At 70.8% G+C, this 18,183-nt stretch carries 14 protein-coding genes; 6 read left to right on the forward strand and 8 right to left on the reverse strand.

The genetic code is table 11. From position 1 onward, the window contains the following. Positions 1–8: 8 nt before the first annotated feature. From ASF26_RS03885 to tsaD, 4 genes are read right to left on the reverse strand one after another with little or no spacing between them, the layout of a single operon-like run. Positions 9–473 carry an opioid growth factor receptor-related protein gene (locus ASF26_RS03885; RefSeq protein WP_056249992.1) on the reverse strand — a complete coding sequence of 155 codons (465 nt, stop codon included), beginning with the start codon at positions 471–473 and terminating at the stop codon, positions 9–11. Beyond that, a complete protein-coding gene (locus ASF26_RS03890) occupies positions 470–1,459 on the reverse strand; it encodes an NAD(P)H-dependent glycerol-3-phosphate dehydrogenase (protein WP_056249994.1) in 990 nt (329 codons plus the stop codon). The genes ASF26_RS03885 and ASF26_RS03890 overlap by 4 nt, the downstream gene beginning before the upstream one ends. Beyond that, complete coding sequence (locus ASF26_RS03895) at positions 1,456–2,376, reverse strand: GNAT family N-acetyltransferase (protein WP_056249996.1); 921 nt, start codon at positions 2,374–2,376, stop codon at positions 1,456–1,458. The genes ASF26_RS03890 and ASF26_RS03895 overlap by 4 nt, the downstream gene beginning before the upstream one ends. A gap of 19 nt (positions 2,377–2,395) precedes the next feature. After that, positions 2,396–3,439, reverse strand: a complete 1,044-nt coding sequence (gene tsaD, locus ASF26_RS03900; RefSeq protein WP_018042252.1) for a tRNA (adenosine(37)-N6)-threonylcarbamoyltransferase complex transferase subunit TsaD — start codon at positions 3,437–3,439, stop codon at positions 2,396–2,398. Between the two features lie 149 nt (positions 3,440–3,588). Here tsaD and ASF26_RS03905 point away from each other — a divergent pair, with 149 nt between their 5' ends. The 4 genes from ASF26_RS03905 to ASF26_RS03920 all read left to right on the forward strand — a co-directional run bounded on the left by ASF26_RS03905 (position 3,589) and on the right by ASF26_RS03920 (position 9,566). Further along, a complete protein-coding gene (locus ASF26_RS03905) occupies positions 3,589–4,332 on the forward strand; it encodes a uroporphyrinogen-III synthase (RefSeq protein ID WP_056250160.1) in 744 nt (247 codons plus the stop codon). A gap of 102 nt (positions 4,333–4,434) precedes the next feature. Next, the gene (locus ASF26_RS03910; protein ID WP_056249998.1) at positions 4,435–6,606 is read left to right on the forward strand and encodes a hypothetical protein; all 2,172 of its coding nucleotides are present in this window, start codon (positions 4,435–4,437) and stop codon (positions 6,604–6,606) included. Between the two features lie 138 nt (positions 6,607–6,744). Next, positions 6,745–8,325 carry a heme biosynthesis HemY N-terminal domain-containing protein gene (locus ASF26_RS03915; protein ID WP_056250000.1) on the forward strand — a complete coding sequence of 527 codons (1,581 nt, stop codon included), beginning with the start codon at positions 6,745–6,747 and terminating at the stop codon, positions 8,323–8,325. A gap of 107 nt (positions 8,326–8,432) precedes the next feature. Beyond that, entirely contained in the window at positions 8,433–9,566 is a 1,134-nt protein-coding gene (locus ASF26_RS03920) for a DUF2336 domain-containing protein (RefSeq protein WP_056250003.1), read from the forward strand. 13 nt (positions 9,567–9,579) lie between these two features. On the opposite strand, the gene ASF26_RS03925 is transcribed toward ASF26_RS03920, so the two are convergent. After that, positions 9,580–9,921, reverse strand: a complete 342-nt coding sequence (locus tag ASF26_RS03925) for a DUF1491 family protein (protein ID WP_056250009.1) — start codon at positions 9,919–9,921, stop codon at positions 9,580–9,582. 184 nt (positions 9,922–10,105) lie between these two features. On the opposite strand from ASF26_RS03925, the gene ASF26_RS03930 reads away from it, so the two are divergent. Continuing rightward, positions 10,106–12,139, forward strand: a complete 2,034-nt coding sequence (locus ASF26_RS03930; protein ID WP_056250012.1) for a YgiQ family radical SAM protein — start codon at positions 10,106–10,108, stop codon at positions 12,137–12,139. A gap of 329 nt (positions 12,140–12,468) precedes the next feature. Here the strand turns inward: ASF26_RS03930 and ASF26_RS03935 are convergent, their stop codons facing one another. Both ASF26_RS03935 and ASF26_RS03940 read right to left on the reverse strand, forming a co-directional pair. Then, positions 12,469–13,203: a peptidoglycan-binding domain-containing protein gene (locus ASF26_RS03935; RefSeq protein WP_056250014.1), complete on the reverse strand. Its 735-nt coding sequence runs from the start codon at positions 13,201–13,203 to the stop codon at positions 12,469–12,471. Positions 13,204–13,364: 161 nt separating this feature from the next. Next, the gene (locus tag ASF26_RS03940) at positions 13,365–15,242 is read right to left on the reverse strand and encodes an ATP-binding protein (RefSeq protein WP_156462856.1); all 1,878 of its coding nucleotides are present in this window, start codon (positions 15,240–15,242) and stop codon (positions 13,365–13,367) included. A 408-nt stretch (positions 15,243–15,650) separates the two neighbouring features. Here ASF26_RS03940 and ASF26_RS03945 point away from each other — a divergent pair, with 408 nt between their 5' ends. Beyond that, positions 15,651–15,932: a hypothetical protein gene (locus tag ASF26_RS03945; protein WP_056250019.1), complete on the forward strand. Its 282-nt coding sequence runs from the start codon at positions 15,651–15,653 to the stop codon at positions 15,930–15,932. 36 nt (positions 15,933–15,968) lie between these two features. On the opposite strand, the gene glgX is transcribed toward ASF26_RS03945, so the two are convergent. Further along, positions 15,969–18,068, reverse strand: a complete 2,100-nt coding sequence (gene glgX / locus ASF26_RS03950) for a glycogen debranching protein GlgX (RefSeq protein WP_056250022.1) — start codon at positions 18,066–18,068, stop codon at positions 15,969–15,971. Positions 18,069–18,183 lie beyond the last annotated feature (115 nt).

The raw sequence follows: 18,183 nt of genomic DNA on the forward strand, positions 1-18,183 counted from the left end.
CGTGGCCGTCAGGCGTCGCGGAGCGCCGATCCCCAGTAGCGCAGGCTGTCCTGGTTGATGGGCGAGCCGGCTTGTGCGTTGCGCGCGGTCACGAAGGCGTGGAACGCCTCCGCCTCGTCCGGACCGAGGAGGAGGCGGATCGCGGTGAGGATCCGGGTGATGCGAAGGTGGTTGTGGTCGTAGGGGCGGAGCCAGCCGTCGGTGCGGGTATAGAAGAGCCGCATCCGCGCCAGCGCCGAGCGCAGGCCTTCTCGCGCGGCCTCGTCGGCGCGGATCGCCTCGGCCTCGTCGCGCCCGAGCACCGGGGCGCCCGGCACCGCGCGGCTGGCCTCGGCCAGGGGAAAGCACCATTGGATGTAGTCGTGGACGCCCTCGATCCGCGCATCGTCGAAGGCGAGGATGTCGGCGAGGCTGCGACGCGCGCCGTCGCGTCCGTGACCGGCAAGGTAAGCGTGGATCGGCCCCGTGCTCATTCGGCTTCCCGCTTGAGGGGGCGGGCGAGGAGGCCCGCCACCACGGCGTCGACGCTCGCTTCCCCGGAGACGATGGCGGCCACGGCCTCGGCCACCGGCATCTCCACCGCGTTGCGGCGCGCCAGGGCGATGAGGGCGGCGGCGGTGAAGGCGCCTTCCGCGAGCTTGCCGCCGGAGGCTTCCTCCGGGGTGGCCCCGGCGCCGAGGCGTTGACCGAAGGCGAAGTTGCGCGATTGCGGCGAGGAGGCGGTCAATACGAGGTCGCCGAGACCGGACAGGCCCATCAGCGTCTCCGGCCGTCCGCCATAGGCGCGGGCGAAGCGCATGAGCTCGGCGAAGGCCCGCGCGATGAGGGCGGCGCGGGCGCTCTCGCCGAGGCCGCGCCCCGCGACGATGCCGGAGGCGATGGCGAGGACGTTCTTGCCCGCCCCCCCGATCTCGACGCCGCGCACGTCGTCGGTGTGATAGACGCGCAGAGCCGGGCCGGACAGGGCGGCGGCGAGGCGGCCGGCCAGATCGCCGTCCCCGGCGGCCAGGGTTACGGCGGTGGGCAGGTTGCGGGCGACATCCGCCGCGAAGCTCGGGCCGGACAGGACCGCCACCGACGCGCCGGGCATCGCCTCGGCGGCCACCGCGCTCATGAAGGCGTCGCTGCCGCGCTCGATCCCCTTGGCGCAGAGCACGATGGCCGCCTGCGGATCGATGGACGAGCGGAGATTTTCCAGAACGCCGCGCAGGGTCTGGGCGGGCGTCACCAGCAGGACGATGCCCGCCCCGGCGAGATCGCGCGCTTCGCCGGTGGCGCGGATGCCGTCGTGCAGCGTCACGCCGGGCAGGTAGCGGGCGTTCTCGCGGCTGGCCTGAAGCCGAGCGGCGGCCTCCCCGTCGCGCAGCCACAGGGTCACGGGCCGCCCCGTGGCCGCCGCCGCGTTGGCCAGCGCCGTTCCCCAGGCGCCGCCGCCCACCACCGCAATCCGGTCGCTCATGATCGATGGTCCTCTGGCGCTTTGTCCGTTGGCGCCTGGCCCCCCTCGGCGAACGCCCCCTCCGCCCTCAGGCGATAGAGCACGTGCGGCTGGAGGTGGTGGTCCGCCGGCAGGGCGGGATGGAGGAAGTCCTCCGAGAAAACCATGCCGAGCCGCTCCATGACCCGCCGGGAGGGCGTGTTGCCGGTGGCCGTGAAGGCCACCACCGCCGGCACGCCGCACCGCCCGAACAGGTCGGCGAGGGCGAGCGTGGCGGCTCGCGTGGCGAGACCGCGCCCCCAGGCCGAACGGGCGAGGCGCCAGCCGATCTCCACGTTCGCCCCCGCGGTCTCCCCGCCGGCGAACGGCATCGGCCGGATCAGCCGCATGGCGCCGACGAAGCCGACGAACCCCTCCCCCGGCACCTCCACCGCCCAAGGGCCGAACCCATCGGACTCGAAGCGCCGGTCGATGGCCCGCGCCTCGATCAGGCTCTCGCTCCGGTTCTTGGTGGAGGGGAAATGCCGCATCACCTCCGGATCGGCATTGAGCGCGGCGAAAGGCGCGTCGTCGGCCCTGATCCAGCGCCGCAGGACGAAACCCTGCCCCGTGAGCGAGGCGGGGGTCGAGGTGGGGACCGCCCGCCTGATCTTGCCGCGCCAGGCGAGGGAGCGCCGGTTCAGGAGCCCGAGATCGGCCTTCGCCGCCAGCACCGCCTCGCCGAGATCGATGGCGAAGGCCAGTCGGTCGGGCGGCATGTTGGCCCAGGCCGGCGGGGCGACGCTCTCGCGCCAGGGGCCGCCGCAGGCATTGTCGAGAAGGATGCGCGCGAAGCAGTGATCGACGCGCACCGGCCATTCCGGCCGGGCACGGGCGGCCTGGGGGAGACGCCGGTCGACGAGGTCGCGCCAGCGCCTCTGCAGGGCGACGGGTGGCACGGTCCCTGTCAAAACACCCTCAGGCAACCGCCGCCGCCTCGGCGAAGGGCCAGCGGGCGCGGGCGGGCGCGGTGAGATCGTCCACGAGGCCGAGGCGCAGGCGCTCGATCCCCGCCCAGGCGATCATCGCGCCGTTATCGCCGCAGAGGGAGAGGGGCGGGGCCACGAAAGTAAGACCGGCCTCGTTGGCCTGTGTCGTCAGCGCCCGCCGGATCGCGCCATTGGCCGCGACCCCGCCGGCGGCGACGAGGGCGGTCGGATGGCCCGCGATGGAGCCGAACTCGCGCAAGGCGACACGGACCCGGTCCACCACCACGTCCACCACCGCCGCCTGGAAACTGGCGCAGAGATCGGCCACATCGGCGCCGGAGAGCGGCGCCAGCCGCTCGGCCTCGATCCGCAGGGCGGTCTTGAGGCCGGAGAGGGAGAAGTTCGGCTCGCGGCGGCCGAGCATGGGGCGCGGCAGGGCGAACCGCTCGGGGTTGCCGGTCTCGGCCATGCGCTCCACCTCGGGGCCGCCCGGGTAGCCGAGGCCCAGGAGCTTGGCCACCTTGTCGAAGGCCTCGCCGATGGCATCGTCCACGGTGGTGCCGAGGCGGACGTAATCGCCGACCCCCTTCACCGCCACGAGCTGCGTGTGGCCGCCGGAGGCGAGCAGCAGCAGGTAGGGAAAGCCGATGCCGTCGGTGAGCCGGGCCGTCAGCGCATGCGCCTCGAGATGGTTCACCGCGATGAGGGGCTTTCGCGCCACCAGCGACAGGGTCTTGGCGGTGACGAGGCCGATCAGCACACCGCCGATCAGGCCCGGCCCCGCCGCGACGGCGATCCCGTCCACCTGCGACAGCGTCATCCCGGCCGTGTCGAGGGCACGGGCCACGAGGCGATCGAGGACCTCCACATGGGCGCGGGCCGCGATCTCGGGCACGACGCCGCCATAGGCCGCGTGTTCGGCGATCTGGCTCAGAACCTCGTTGGAAAGGATGCGGCCGCGCCCATCCTCGCCCGGCATGACGATCGAGGCGGCCGTCTCGTCGCAGGTCGTTTCGATGCCGAGGACGTTCATGGCGATACTTTGGACTTTGCGAAAACGAAGATCACCACCCTAGCCGGGCATGGCGCCCGAGGGCAACGATTGGCACCCGCCGAGGAGACGTGTCATCGAAGCGGCTTGCCAACGCCGTGGCGAAGGGCGAATCCGGGGCGATGGTGGCGATGCGGATATGGATCGCGCGGCCCGAGCCGGGGGCTACGCGCACGGCCGGGCGGCTCGCCGCTTTGGGCTACGAGCCTCTGGTGGCGCCGGTCCTCGTGGTGGAGGCGACCGGGGCGCCCCTGCCTCCGGGCGTCTTCGACGGCGTTCTTGTCACCAGCGCGAACGCGCTTCGGCCAGCCTCGCAGTGGCGGCCGATACACCGCCTTCCCGTCTTCGCCGTTGGCGCACGGACGGCGGCGCTGGCGCGCGAAAGCGGGTTCGTCTTTGTGATGACGGCGGGTGGAAACGCCGCCGATCTCGTCGACCTCGTAGTGCGGGAGGTCACGCCGGGAGCCTCGCTCCTGCATCTGGCCGGAGAGGACCGCAAGGCGGAGCCGGCGGCATCCCTCACCGGCGCGGGCTTCGGGGTGACGACCCACATCGCCTATGGCGCGCGACCGGTCGCCTCGCTGCCGACCGTCGTGGCGACGGCGCTCGCCCCCCCCTCCACCCTGACAGGCGTGCTGCACTACTCACGAAGAAGCGCGGCCACGGCTTGCGAACTCGCCCGGCAAGCGGGATATGGCGGAGCTTTCGCGGCGCTCAGGCATTACTGCTTGTCGGCGGACGTGGCGGTTCCCCTGGCCCAGGCCGGGATCGCCCCCCATTTCGTCGCGGAACAGGCCAACGAGGAATCACTTCTCGCGGGTCTGACAGCAGGTTTCCGACAAGCGGTCTCGCCGAGGCCGCGGCCTCGGTGTTAGGACGAACGCATACGCTGTGACCGCAGGGCGGCAGACCGAGCGCGACACGCGCCGGGGGTGCTTCATGCGGCAGACGCAAGTCGGGAAGGGAGCAAGACGCCCGTGAATCCATCCAACAGCGACGGAAAAGGTCCGGGAACTCCGACGGGGCCGAACGGCCCCAAGCCTGAGGCGAGCAAGCCCGAGGCGGCCAAGCCGGAGACGGCCAAGCCCGTCACGACGAATCCCGGCTCCACGACTCTCGGTACCACGCCGCCCGGCGCGACCAATCCCGGTGCGGTCAAGCCGCCGACGCAGCCTTCTGCCTCGCCGTCTCAGCCGACCAGGACCGATGCACCCAAGCCCGCCGCGCCGCCGGTCTCGACGGCTCCCAAGCCTCCCGAAGCCAAGCCGGGCGATACGAAGCCCGATGCCGCGAAGGCGGCCACCCCTCAGACCGAGCCCGTCAAATCCGAGCCTCCGAAGCCGGCGGCATCGCCCTTCGACGCCGGCAAGGCCGCTGGTCTCAAATCCGAGCCTCCCAAGGCTGAACCGTTCAAGTCCGAGCCACCCAAAGCCGCCGGTCCGGGCGCTGCAGGCGCGAATCCGTCTTCCATGAGGACCGACCCGCCGAAGACCGGCACATCCGGCAGCGGCGCTCAGTCCATGCCGTCGAAGGCGGATCTCACCGATGGGCCGATCATCGACCTGAAGGCCAAGCGAGTTTCCGATCCGGCCGATGCCGCGAAGACCGGTTCCGCGTCGAGCGCGACGAAGCCCTCCGGCTCGGGCACCTTCACCACGAGCGCGGACAAGGCCTCCTCCCCGTCGGATGCCAAGCCCATTGGCTCCGATACCAAACCCGCTGGCTCGACAACTCCCAAAATCGGCCCGGCCGTCGCCGCGACCGAACCCAAGCGCGGCGGCGCCGGCTTCGGCTCGGTAGCCGCGGCCGGGCTCCTCGGCGGCGTCATCGGCGCGGGCCTGCTCTTTGCCGTCGAACGTTCCGGTGCCCTGGGCGTCGCTGACGACGGGCGCATCGCCGCCCTCGACCAGAAGATCGCGACGCTCGCGCCGAAGGACGCTCTTGCCGCCCTCGACAGGCGGATCGGGGCCAACGAGGCCACCCTGAAGCCGCTGCCGGAGGCGATCCGCTCCGCCGATGCGGCCGCCAAGGACGCGTTACAGAAGGCGGGTTCCGTCTCGGCGAGCCCACCGGCCGATGGGTCCGCCCCCGCGGCGGCCTTGCCGCAGGATCTCGTCGCCCGCCTCGACGGGCTCGACCAGCGCGTGGCCGCCCTTCAGGAAGAGCCCGGCCGCGACCAGTCCGGCAACGCCGCCCTCACCGCCCTCTCGCCCCAGGCGCTGTCCGGCCTCGACGACAGGCTGAAGGCCGTCGAGGGCAAGGTGGAGAATGCGGCCAAGCCCGCGGCCGACGATGGCCTGGCCAGCCAGGTCACTGCCCTGAAGGGCGACCTCGAGAAGAGGACCAAGGCGAGTTCGGAGGCGGACGAGGCCCTGACCCAGAAGCTCGCCAGTCTCCAGCAGACCCTGGAAGCGCGGGTGAAGGCGGCCACGGAAGCGGTCCAGGCAGCGACGCAGGCGAGCCAGCAGGCGGTCGACGCCAACAAGACCCAGGCGGCGGAAGCCGCGAAGGGTGTGGAGCGTCTCCTCCAGGCTCAATCCGAGAAGATCGCCGGCCTCGACAAGGCCGTGGCCACCCGTGCGGAGGCCTCCACCGTCCAGGCCGCCATGCGGGTCGTCGCGGCCGATCGCATCGTCGGCGCGCTGAACACCGGCTCGCCCTACGCCGATGCGCTGGCGGCCCTGCGCAGCTCCGAGCCCGGTGATCCGGCGCGGCTTACCGCCGTCGCGGCCTTCGCGGACAAGGGCGCCCCGACGGCGCGGAGTCTGGCGGCCGAGTTCCGCCCCATCGCCGAGCGGATCGCCGCGATCCGCAAGGCGGCCCAGGCGAAGTCGGTGGCCGAGACCGGCGACATCAAGCAGCGCCTGATGAGCATGGCCGAATCCATCGTCCAGGTCCGCAAGGTCGACGCTCCCGCTGCCCCCGGCGAGGTCGCGGCCGAGGACGCCGTGCCGAAGGTGCAGGATGCCCTGGATCGCGGCACCATCGCCGAGGCGGCCAAGGCTTTCGCCGGCCTGCCCGAGGATGTGCGCGCGCAGTTCGGCGAGTTCGGCACCAAGCTCGCCTCGCGCGCCGCGGCGGGCGATGCCGCGCAGGCACTGCTGGCGGATGCGTTCAAGGCGCTGCCCTCCACCGGCGCCGGCCGGTGAGGATCGCCCCTCCGGTTCGGCCGTCCGGCATGCCGGGCGAGGCCAACTCGATCATCATCTGTGGGCGCGGCGCGCCCGCCCTTCCCGATACGCGCGTCCCCTCCCCGGCCGACGCCACCTTCCGGAGTTCGTGATCCCATGTGGCGCGCCCTCGCCTTCCTAGCCCTTCTCGCCCTCGCCGCCTTCGGGGCGACGTGGATCGCCGACCGCCCCGGCACGGTCACCATCGTCTGGAACGGCTACGAGCTCGCCACCAGCCTCGCCATCGCCCTGATCGGCGTGTTCATCGCCGCCATCGTCATCGGCTTCATCTGGGCCATCGTGCGGGGCATCATCACCCTGCCGGAGACGCTGGTCCGCGGCTCGAAAGAGCGGCGCCGGGCCAAGGGCTTCTCGGCCCTCTCGCGCGGCATGGTCGCGGTCGGCTCGGGTGACCCGCTCGCGGCACGGCGCCATGCCAGCGATGCCGAGCGCCTGCTCGGCGCAGAGCCCCTGGCGCTCCTGCTGAAGGCGCAGGCGGCGCAGATCTCCGGCGACCGCGAAGCGGCGGAACACGCGTTCCAGCGCATGGCCAACGACCCCGAAACGCGGGTGCTGGGCCTGCGCGGTCTCTTCGTCGAAGCCCGCCGCCGCGAGGACGACGTCGCCGCCCGCGCCTATGCCGCCGAGGCCGCACGCCTCGCCCCCAGCGTCACCTGGGCCAACGAGGCCATGCTCGAAGCGCAATGCGCCGATGGCGATTGGAGCGGTGCCGTCCAGACGGTGGAGCGCCGCGCCTCCTCGGGCCTAATCGAGAAGGGGCTCGCCCGCCGCCAGCGCGCCGTGCTCCTCACCGCCGCCGCCCAGACCCGCGAGGCGGGTGAACCCGAGGCGGCGACGCAGCGCGCCCTCGACGCGGTGAAGCTGGCGCCGGACCTCGTCCCCGCCGCCTGCGTCGCCGGACGCCTCCTGGCGCGGCGCGGCGACCTGAAGAAAGCCGCCAAGATCGTCGAGGCGGCCTGGCGCGCCAATCCCCACCCGGATCTCGCCAAGGTCTATCTCGGCCTGCGGGTCGGCGATTCCGTGCGCGACCGGCTCGCCCGGGCGGAAAACCTGGCGCGGATCTCCACCTGGCATCCCGAAGCCCGCCTCGCTCTGGCGCAGGCGGCCCTGGAAGCGCAGGAATTCGGCAAGGCCCGCGAGGCCCTGTCGCCTCTCATGGCGGACCGCCCCACGGTGCGCGCCTGCCTGACCATGGCGAAGGTCGAGGAGGCCGAGCACGGTGCCGGCTCCGGCCGGGCGCGCGAATGGCTGGCCCGCGCCGCCCATGCTCCGCGCGACCCGATGTGGATCGCCGACGGGGTCGCCTCGGAGCGCTGGGCGCCGGTTTCGCCGGTCACCGGCCATCTCGATGCCTTCGTCTGGAAGGCCCCGACCGAGCTGCTCGAAGGCCCGTCCGGCAACGACGTGACCGGCGATCTCGACGACCGGGACAACCGCAGCCAGCCGGCGCTCGCGCCCGCCGTGCAGGGCACGGAGATGCCGGCCCCGGTGAGTGCGCCGGTGGCCGCGCCGACGAAGCCCGTCGAACCCACGGCTGTGAACGGGGCCAAGATGGCCTCGGCCCCCTCTGCGCCTTCGACCGGACCGATGGCGCCGGGCGCCGCGACACCGGTGGTGTTTCCGCCGCCGAAGGGCTCCGATTCCACGGCCGAGACCAAAGCCCGGCTCGTCGGCTGATCCCGCAATGGGGCAGGAAGGGCGGCGCCGCGCCGCCGCCCTTTAAAGGTCGGTTCACGCAAGCTCGCTAAAGCTGTGTCCAGCGAGTTCTGCGTAAACGAAGTGCCATGTCCCCATCTCTCGACGATGCGCCGGACTTCTCCGGCCTGATCGAACTGTCGCGTCTCGGTGACCTCGATCTGAAACCTGTCATCCTCCGGGTGCAGACCGATCTGTTCCTCTCCGCCTCGGTGCGGGACCGGAAGACGGTGGAGGCATTCGAATCCCTCGCCGGCGGTCTGATCCCGACGGTCGATGACGAGACGGCGGAGATCGTGGCGCGCAAGCTGGCGCCCTTCCCCGCGACCCCGCAATCCGTGCTGGCGGCGCTCGCCGCGCGCGGCGGCGAGATCAGGGATCTCATCATCGCGCAGGCGCCGGACCTGTCGGCCCGCGTGATCGAAGCCGCCCTCGCCGACGGCTCCGACATTGCCGCCGCCATCGCCCGCAGGGCGGATCTGAGCCGCAGCCTGATCGAGGAGATGGCCTCGCGCGACGTGGCCGCCATCGATCTCGCCCTCGCCGAGAACTGGCAGCTCGCCCTTCAGGGCACCACCATCGCCCTCCTCGTCGGCCGCGCGCGGACGAAGCCCGACCTAGCCCAGGCGCTGCTCGCCCGCCCGGATCTCGCCCCGGGGGATCTGGCTCCGCTGTTTCTCTTCGCCGACGAAGAATTGCGTGAGGCGATCGGTCGGGCGGTCGGTTCGCGCGCGGCCCTTCGACCGTCGCCTCCCCTGCCGCGCGAGGCGGGCGCCGTCCTCACCGGTTTCTCGGGGAGAAACGACGTCGCCGGCTTCGTCGCGGCTCTCGCCGAGATGCTCGGCCTGCAGCGCAACTTTCTCGCGGCGACGCCGGACCCGAGCCAGCGTTACGAACTCCTCACCCTCGCCCTTCGCGCGGCCGGGCTGCACGAGGAGGAGGCGGTCTATGTCTTCCTCACCCTCAACGAGACCGTGGCGCGTTCCGTGGACCGGGTCTACGACCTGGTGAAACTGTTCCGCACCATCCCCAGCGGCGCGGCCCGCGACCTTCTCAGCGCGGTCCTCGACAAGCCGCTGCCCGAGCGGCTCAACGGCGGCACCGCCCACCAGCCCTACACCGCCCCCGATGCGGTCCGCCCGCGCATGGCGCCGGCCGCCGCAGAGCGTGCGCCGCTCCGCCCTGCCCTCCCCGGCCGCGTGAGGCAATCGGCGTCGAACTGACCCTCGCCTCGTCCTATTCGGCGAGGTCGAGGTGGTGGCGGCCCGCGCGGTCGTCGATCTCGACGATCCAGAGATCGTCGTCGAAGCGCAGTTCCTTGCCGAGGCGGAGCTCGACATCGGGCGGCGAGGCTTCGCTCATCAGCCGGACGAAGCTGCGATCGGCCCCGTCCCCGGTATCGACGAGGGATTGCGGGGCCGGGCCATAGAGATCGGCCCGGCCATCCAGACGGTCGACCTTCACGAAGATCGCCCCCGCCTCGGGCGCGCCGCGCCGACGCTGCACCGCGTCGATCCCCTCGACGGCGAGACGGCGGAGATGGGCGGAGACCCAGAAGTCGGAGCGCAGACGAGGCATGGCCCGCCTATAGCACCGAAGGCGTGGCGCGGGGACCGGCCTCAAAGAGAGCCGAAGAGTGGACCCGATCCGGCACTCGGTACCGTCCGGTATCCCGCCAATCTCCGCCACTGTGATGGGATCGCGGCGCCCGGCTCCCTCGCTCTTCGTTGAGGTCTGAGCTTCGGCGGTCTATGCACAGCCCATGGACCTCCAAGTTTCCGCGAGTCGCTCCCCGACTCCCATCGCCTGCAAGCTGCCGCTTTACGGGAAGGCGGCACCGTTCCTGCCCATGAGCCGCGCCGAAATGGACGCGCTCGGGTGGGATGCCTGCGACATCATCCTGGTGACGGGGGACGCCTATGTCGATCATCCGAGCTTCGGGATGGCGATCATCGGCCGGCTGCTCGAATCGCAAGGGTTCCGGGTCGGCATCATCGCCCAGCCCGACTGGCAATCGGCGGAGCCGTTCAAGGCGCTCGGCCGGCCGAGGGTGTTCTTCGGCGTCACCGGCGGCAACCTCGATTCGATGGTGAACCGCTACACGGCGGACCGGCGCCTGCGCAGCGACGACGCCTACACGGCGGGCGGACAAGGCGGCGCTCGCCCGGACCGCTGCACCATCGTCTACACGCAGCGCTGCCGCGAGGCCTACAAGGACGTGCCAATCGTCCTCGGCGGCATCGAGGCGTCCCTGCGCCGCATCGCCCATTACGATTACTGGTCCGACAAGGTACGCCGCTCGATCCTGGCGGACGCGAAGGCCGATCTGCTGCTCTACGGCAATGCCGAGCGCGCCGTGGTCGAGGTGGCGAACCGCCTCGCGGCCGGCGCGGCGCCGAACGAGCTCGACTCCGTCCGGGGCGTCGCCCTGTTCCGCCGCGTGCCCGAGCATTACACCGAGCTGCCCGCCGACGATCTCGATTCGGCCGACGAGGCCGCTTCCCGCCGCCCCGGCGAGACCGTGATCCGGCTCCCCGCCTACGACGAGGTCAAGGACGACAAGGAGGCCTATGCCCGCGCCTCGCGGGTGCTGCACCGGGAGGCCAATCCCGGCAACGCCCGCCCCCTTGTCCAGCGCCACGGCGACCGCGACCTGTGGCTGAACCCGCCGCCGATCCCGCTCTCCAGCGAGGAGATGGATGCGGTCTACGACCTGCCCTACGCCCGCGCCCCCCATCCCTCCTACGGCGACGCGAAGATCCCCGCCTGGGACATGATCAAGTTCTCGGTGACGATCATGCGCGGCTGCTTTGGCGGCTGCACCTTCTGCTCCATCACCGAGCACGAGGGCCGCGTCATCCAGAACCGCTCGGAGGGCTCGATCCTGCGCGAGATCGAGCTGATCCGCGACAAGACACCGGGTTTTACGGGCGTGATCTCCGACGTGGGCGGACCCACGGCCAACATGTACCGGATGGCCTGCAAGGACCCGAAGATCGAGGCGGCCTGCCGCCTGCCGTCCTGCGTCTTCCCGGATATCTGCCCGAACCTCAACACCTCGCACGACGACCTGATCCGGCTCTATCGCAAGGTCCGCGAGGTGGAGGGCGTCAAGAAGGTGATGGTCGCCTCCGGCGTGCGCTACGATCTGGCGGTGCGAAGCCCCGAATACGTCGAGGAGCTCGTGACCCACCATGTCGGCGGCCGTCTCAAGATCGCGCCCGAGCACACCGAGCGCGGCCCCCTCGACCTGATGATGAAGCCAGGGATAGGCACCTACGACCGCTTCAAGGAGATGTTCGACGCCGCCGCCAAGAAGGCCGGTAAGAAATACTACCTGATCCCGTATTTCATCGCGGCGCATCCGGGCACGACCGACGAGGACATGATGAACCTCGCCGTCTGGCTCAAGAAGAACGACTATCGCGCCGATCAGGTCCAGACGTTCCTGCCCTCGCCCATGGCGACGGCCACGACCATGTATCACACCGAGATCAACCCGCTGCAGGGCGTGCGGCGCGGCGGCAGCGAGCCGGTGGATGCGATCAAGGGGATGCGGCAGCGCCGGCTGCACAAGGCGTTCCTGCGCTACCACGATCCGGAGAACTGGCCCCTGTTGCGCGAAGCGCTGCGGGCGATGGGCCGGGGCGATCTCATCGGTCCGAGGCCGGACCAGCTCATTCCATCCTCGCAGCCGCCCGGAACGGGTTCGGGTAAGCCGGGGGGCCAGCCGCGCCCCATGCGCCATCCCGGCGCGCCGCGCTTCACCACGAAGGGCGTGCCGCTGCGGAAATGACGGTCTCGCCCGTCCGATAGCCGGATGCTTCGAGGGGTCTTCGGGGTTCTGCGCGTCGAGGCGGACCAACGGGAACGCCACTCCTCGCGGAGCTACGGCTTTCACACATCTCACGGGCTGCGCCGCACTGCCCTCCTCCCCCTTGTGGGGAGGAGTTGGAGGTGGGGGTGGTTGGGCGACCCTCAAGCTGCGGAGGCTGGCGGAACCACCCCCACTCCTGACCTCTCCCCACAAGGGGGAGAGGGACGCGTCAGCCTGCATGAGCAGATGTGTGTGTCCGGTAGCCTCACGGAGGCCGCGAGCCGCCTCCGAATGCCGGATTCCTTGCCCTACCCCTTGGTCGAACCGGCGCGCGAGGCGAGTTCGCGCAAGGTGCGGCCGGCGGCGACGCCCTTGACCGGCAGCTTGCGGTCGCGCTCGAACTTCTCGATGGCCGCCCGTGTTCCGGGGCCGAGGACACCGTCAGCGACGAGCGGTCCATATCCGAGCTTCACCAGCGCCCGTTGCGCCTGCGCCACGGCCTGATCGGGTTTCGGCGTCACCGAGGCCGTGGTCTCCCCGGCTTTGATGATGTCGGCGATGACGTCGCGCTTGGTGGAAGGTGCGGCAGCCGCCGGCTTAGGCACGGGTTTCGCCGCCTCGGCGGCCGGGGCGGCCTTCGGTTCGGGAACCGTCTCCACCTTCGGCGCCTCGATCCTGCGCGGCGGGGCCTCCGCGACCTTGACCGGCTCGGGCGACGGGCCGGCCGTGGGCTTGGCGGCGGCGGTGCCTTTGCCGAGGGTGGGGAAGAGCGGCGCCGGGTGGCGTCCCCCCTGGTAGCCCAGCGCGTTCATGGCCACGGCCGCCACCGCGCCGATGGCCACCACCGAGCCGAGGACCTCGCCGGGCCGGCGTAGGCAGAGCCGGCCGAAACTGCCGATGGCCGAGGCCACCCCGCGCAGCCAGCCGAAGGCGGGCCGGCGGGCGCGGGTCGAGGCGGGTTTCCGGCGCGGAGCGGCGGTCTGCGCGGCCCTGGTGGGAACGACGATCTCGCGCTGGTCGCGCTTCGGCAGCGGTTCGCGCATGGTCTATCCTCTCAAACGCAGAAAACGGCCCGACAGGTCGAGCCGAAAACGGGTCGGTGGCATGGCCGGGGCACAGGATCCCGACGGAGGCCGCGGACCTCGGCCCGGATGCCGGCTCCGGGACGAGGTCCGCGTCGGGTTGCGGTGATCGGACGAGGGGCTCATCCGGCGCGCTGCATGGGAATGTAGCGCTCGCTCACCGCCTCCGGCGCGGGGTCGAACAGACCGATCGGGCGGCGCACCGGGACCACAATCCCCTCCGCGACCGGCAGGGGCGCCGAGCGACGAACCCCCGTGCGGATCGGGGCCGGGGGAGCGGTGCTGGAGCCGCGCCGGCAATCGATGGGCAGCGTCACGGTCACGCTGGTGCCCTGGCGCTCGGCGCTCTCGATGGAGATGCTGCCGCCATGGAGGCCGACCAGCCCCTGCACCACCGAGAGACCGAGCCCGGTTCCCTCATGGGTCCGGTCGTATCCGCCGCCGGCCTGGAAGAACGGGGCGCCGATGCGGGGCAGGTCATCGGCGCCGATGCCGATCCCCGTATCCGCCACCACGATGTCGAGATGCGACGCGCTTCGCCGCACGGAGACTTCGACCCGTCCGCCCGGCGCGGTGAATTTCACCGCGTTGGAGAGGAGGTTGATGAGCACCTGCCGGCAGGCGCGTGCATCCGCCGTGATCTCGATGCCCGCAGCGTCGGTGCCGCGCACCAGGGTGATCCCGCCCTGATCGGCGCGCAGCTGCATCAGATCGCAGCAGGTCCGCACCAGGGAGCCGACATTCATCGCCTCGGGAACGTAATCGAAATTGCCACTCTGGATCCGCGACATGTCGAGGAGCGCGTTGACCACGTCGAGGAGATGGCGCCCGGAGCTACCGATGATCTCGGCATATTCGCGGCTCCGCTCGGGACCGAGGGTCATGGAGCCCTGGCCGGCGAGGACTTCCGAGAAGCCGATGATGGCGTTGAGCGGCGTGCGCAGCTCGTGGCTGACAGTGGCGAGGAAGCGGCTCTTCAGGTCGTCGGCGCGTTCGGCCTCGGCGCGGGCGTGCTCCAGCTCCTCCGCGTGGCGACGATGCTCGCTGACGTCGCGGGTCACGGCGACCACACTCGAGCCCTCGACCCCCGACTGGGTGCCGGCGATGCGGTGGGCCCGCATCTCGGCGAAGATCACCCGCGGCTCGCCTTCGGCGCGTAGGGCCGCCGGGTCGAGATGCAGGCGGAACTGGACGGTGGCCGGCATGCCGCTGGCGGCCACGTCGCTGATCGTCTGCAGAAGGGCCGGACGGTCCCCCACATGGACCCGGTCGAGGAGCCCGTGCCCGCGCAGGCGAACGGACTCGATGCCGACGAAACGCGACGAGGAGGCGCTGGCTTCGATGACGCGACCGTTCCGGTCGTGCCAGGTGACGAGGTCGTCGATGGCCGAGAGCAGCATGCGGTCGCGCATCTCGTTGTCACGCATCCGGGCGAGCCAGCGGCCCTCGTGGCGCAGATGCTCCATGGCCTGGGCGGCCACGTGACCGATGGCGGTGATGGCGAAGACTGGCATCGCCAGGGACCGGGACAGGTCGAGGAGAGGCAGCGAGATGGCGCCGTGCGGCAGGAACGCCACGACCAGGGCGCCGATCATCGCGACGATGGCGGCAGCCAGCGTCGCCCGGCGCGAACCGGACACGACCGCCTCCAGCGGGATCGCTACCAGCCAGATCGCGGCGGCGGAGTTCACGCCGCCCGACATCAGGGCGAGGCAGACCACGAGGCCGGTGAGCCCCGCCGACGAGATGGCATGGGCGACCCACAGGATCCCCGTCCGCGACAGGAACACGGCAGCGAAGACCGGCAGCATCAGGCTGGCGATGGCGAGGACTTCAAGGCCGGTGGGGACGCCCCGCCAGAGCAGGTAAGGCGGCAGGGCGGCCATCATCACGATCCCGGTCGCGAGGCGCGACACCAGGAACCGCTCGTGCCGGAAACGCACGGCCTCGTCTTCGACCACCGACTCGTGGACGAGCCCGGCGAGCCGGAGATCGATCATGGAAGCCAGGCCGCTGTAGATACGCAATACGCACACGCACAGCGCGAAGTGCCTCGACGGCCGCTTCGTCGCCCCTTGCTGGACTTTGACTCGGGTTCGACTTGAACTCGACTGAGGCCAAACCTCGCAGACCGGACTTAAGCGAGTGTTGCGCAGACCCGACCGATTGTTCGCGGATGCTTTCCGGTCCGTAACCACGCCTATTCGGTGGACGGCCCCTTTCGGGGCACATCGCCCGCTATCCACAGGGCCGGGCACGACATGCCGGTTCGCAGGGGCATGGCGGCAAAGCCGCGTTCACCATGGTTCTCGATTTCAGGGCGTGCGTGAGAGGCGCTTTACGTTCTGCGCCGAGGCTCGGTCACAACGGGCCGCTCACGGCCGGCACCGAACCAACCCGGGACTTCCATGTCGTTCCTCATTCGCGCCTGCCTGGCGATCGGCATCCTCTCCTACCTCGCCGCCCATCGCGACGATCCGGGGCTCGCGGCGCCCCTGACGGCGCCGACCGTGGAGAACACCGCCTCTCTCGCCTGGGACGCCCTGCCGAGCGATGTCCGCGAAAAGGCGTTGCGCCAGGGTGCCGACGCTTTGGTCCAGAAGGTGGCGGGGGCCATCGCGAGCGCATCGCGCGACACGCTGGCGGAGACCGATCGTCGTCCGGCATGGCGCGGCGTGGAGGAGCGCTGATCGGGGCGCGGGCGTCCGAACCGGCCGCTTCGCCCCTCAGATCTCGTAGGACGCTGCCTGTCGTGCGCGCAGGACGTAGAGCGAACGGGGATCGAGGCGCAGGCGCGCGTTGGGGGGAAACAGCGCCTGTCCGGCCTGGACCATGCCGGTCGGCCGGGTGGTGTCGAAGAAGACCATCCACGGCCCGCCGATGACCGGGGCCAGGGTGAAATCGATCGCCTCGTCGGCGGCGTTGATGAGGATAAGCAGGCGGTCCGCGCTCGGCAGGTCGTTGCCGATCTGCATACCGAAGGCCTGCCGGTGACCGTCGCCCCAAGCCTCGTCGTCCATCTCCGCGCCGCAGGGCGAGAGCCAGTGGACGTCGCGCAGCGGTCCCTCCCCGATGATGGCGCCGGTGAGGAAGGTCAGGCGGCGCAGGGCCGGCTGCTCGCGGCGCAAGGCCGTGAGGTTGGCGACGAAGGCCGTGAGTCCGGGATCGGGATCAGTCTCCCAATCGAGCCAGTTGACCGCGTTGTCCTGGGCATAGGCGTTGTTGTTGCCGTTCTGGCTGCGTGACCGCTCGTCCCCGGCAAGGAGCATCGGCACGCCCTGGGCCAGAAAGGTCGTCGCCATGAGGTTGCGCTTCTGCCGCGCCCGCAGACTCAGGATCGCCGGATCGTCGGTGGGGCCCTCGACGCCGTAATTGCGCGAGAGGTTGTGGCCGTGGCCGTCGCGATTGTCCTCTCCGTTGGCGTGGTTGTGCTTCTCCTCGTAGGCCACGACGTCGGCCAGGGTGTAGCCGTCGTGGCTCGCCACGTAGTTGATGCTGGCGAGCGGCGACCGGCCGGAGCCGGCGAAGATCTCCCGCGAGCCCGACAGGACCTGCGTGAGCTTCGGCAGAATGCCGTGGTCGCCGCGCCAGAAGCCGCGCACGCTGTCTCGGAACTGGTCGTTCCACTCGGCCCAGCCGCGTGGATAGGCGCCGAGCTGGTAGCCGCCCATGCCGATATCCCACGGCTCCGCGATCATCTTGGCGCGGGAGAGAACCGGATCCTGGGCGATGGCCTGGAAGAAGGCGGCTTTGGCGGTGAAATCGTGCGGCGTGCGGCCGAGGCTGGTGGCGAGGTCGAAGCGGAACCCCGCCACACCATAGGCGGTCACCCAGTGCCGCAGGGAATCGAGGACGAGCTGCATCACCCGGGGATGGTCGAGGTCGAGGGTATTGCCGCACCCCGTGCAGTCGATCTCCTGCCGCCGGTTCTCCGGGTTCAGCTTGTAATAGCTGGCATTGTCGATGCCCCGGAACGACAGGGTCGGTCCGGTATGATCGGCCTCGCAGGTATGGTTGTAGACGACGTCGAGGATGACCTCGATCCCGGCGGCGGCGAGTTCGCGGATCGCCGCCTTGAGGCCGCCGATCCCGGCCGCCCCGAGATAGCGCGGCTCCGGCGCGAAATAGCCCAGCGGCGAGTAGCCCCAGAAATTGACGAGCCCCTTCTCCACCAGGAACCGGTCGTCGGCGAAGGCCTGGATCGGGAGGAGCTCGATCGCCGTGACGCCCAGCTTCAGCAGGTGCTCGATGATCGCCGGATGGGCCAGGGCGGCGTAGGTGCCGCGCTCCGCCTCGGGGATGGCCGGGTGACGCTGGGTCAGCGCCTTCACGTGCGCTTCGTAGATCACCGTCTGTCCCAGGGGACGACGGATGGGCGTGATCGCGAGTTCGGGCAGGTCGGACGTCGTCACCACGCCGCGCGGCATGAAGGCCGCGCTGTCACGACGGTCGATCTGGTCCTCCCGCTGGAGGCCGCGACGGTGCCCGTAGAGGGAATCATGCCAGCGGATGCGGCCTTGGATTTCCCGCGCATAGGGGTCGAGCACCAGCTTGGCCGGATTGAAGCGATGGCCGTTGGCGGGGTCCCAGGGGCCGTGGACCCGGTAGCCGTAGAGCTGGCCAGGATACACGCCGCGCAGATAGCCGTGCCAGACGTCGTCCGTGCGGCAGGGCAGCGGGACGACATGGCTTTCATGACGCTCGCCCGGCTCGAACAGGCACAGATCGACGCCGGTGGCGTTCTCCGAGAACAGCGCGAAATTGACACCCCGGCCGTCGAAATGCGCCCCGAGAGGCCCGGGCACGCCATCGTCGATGCCGATCATAGACGTCTTTCGCAGGTGCATCGGCTCGCAGAACGCGAGCCGGAAATCGGAACGGGGCTACGCAAGAACGATACCCCGGTCTCCCGCCCGCTGCCTATCCCGGCACGCTGCCAAG

It is taken from the genome of Methylobacterium sp. Leaf93 (assembly GCF_001422345.1).
Classification (GTDB): Bacteria; Pseudomonadota; Alphaproteobacteria; order Rhizobiales; family Beijerinckiaceae; genus Methylobacterium; species Methylobacterium bullatum.

Bases quoted from the DNA above. Each gene is read 5' to 3' on its own strand.
- ASF26_RS03885 (WP_056249992.1), bottom strand. From the start codon at position 473: ATGAGCACGGGGCCGATCCACGCTTACCTTGCCGGTCACGGACGCGAC.
- ASF26_RS03890 (WP_056249994.1), bottom strand. From the start codon at position 1,459: ATGAGCGACCGGATTGCGGTGGTGGGCGGCGGCGCCTGGGGAACGGCG.
- tsaD (WP_018042252.1), bottom strand. From the start codon at position 3,439: ATGAACGTCCTCGGCATCGAAACGACCTGCGACGAGACGGCCGCCTCG.
- ASF26_RS03905 (WP_056250160.1), top strand. From the start codon at position 3,589: ATGCGGATATGGATCGCGCGGCCCGAGCCGGGGGCTACGCGCACGGCC.
- ASF26_RS03915 (WP_056250000.1), top strand. From the start codon at position 6,745: ATGTGGCGCGCCCTCGCCTTCCTAGCCCTTCTCGCCCTCGCCGCCTTC.
- ASF26_RS03920 (WP_056250003.1), top strand. From the start codon at position 8,433: ATGTCCCCATCTCTCGACGATGCGCCGGACTTCTCCGGCCTGATCGAA.
- ASF26_RS03925 (WP_056250009.1), bottom strand. From the start codon at position 9,921: ATGCCTCGTCTGCGCTCCGACTTCTGGGTCTCCGCCCATCTCCGCCGT.
- ASF26_RS03930 (WP_056250012.1), top strand. From the start codon at position 10,106: ATGGACCTCCAAGTTTCCGCGAGTCGCTCCCCGACTCCCATCGCCTGC.
- ASF26_RS03935 (WP_056250014.1), bottom strand. From the start codon at position 13,203: ATGCGCGAACCGCTGCCGAAGCGCGACCAGCGCGAGATCGTCGTTCCC.
- ASF26_RS03940 (WP_156462856.1), bottom strand. From the start codon at position 15,242: ATGATCGATCTCCGGCTCGCCGGGCTCGTCCACGAGTCGGTGGTCGAA.
- ASF26_RS03945 (WP_056250019.1), top strand. From the start codon at position 15,651: ATGTCGTTCCTCATTCGCGCCTGCCTGGCGATCGGCATCCTCTCCTAC.
- glgX (WP_056250022.1), bottom strand. From the start codon at position 18,068: ATGATCGGCATCGACGATGGCGTGCCCGGGCCTCTCGGGGCGCATTTC.